Origin of the sequence: Priestia sp. SIMBA_032 (assembly GCF_046535215.1) — a bacterium.
GTDB lineage: Bacteria > Bacillota > Bacilli > Bacillales > Bacillaceae_H > Priestia > Priestia aryabhattai.
On sequence record NZ_JAWRXD010001682.1, the window covers coordinates 1 to 230 of the forward strand.

The 230-nt window shown below is 34.8% G+C and carries 1 protein-coding gene; it reads left to right on the forward strand.

Annotation, left to right across the window (positions count from 1 at the left end; genetic code table 11):
* A partial coding sequence (locus SB717_RS39965) for a glycosyltransferase (RefSeq protein WP_410908921.1) occupies positions 1–230 on the forward strand: 230 nt, incomplete at both ends.

The following is a 230-nucleotide window of genomic DNA, read 5'->3' on the forward strand; positions in this document are numbered from 1 at the left end:
TAATCAGCTAGGTTGTAAAGTAATCAGGTATACAGAACTATTAGGGAACGATGTTGGGCGTGCAGTTGGCGCAAAACATGCGATAGGTGATGTATTACTATTTATAGATGGGGACTTTGCTATTCCAACTTCCAAATTACAATTGTTTCTTAATCCAATTTTACATGATCAGACTGACATCGTTTTAAATAATTTGGACGCATTGTTTTTAAAGAAACAAAAACCCCATT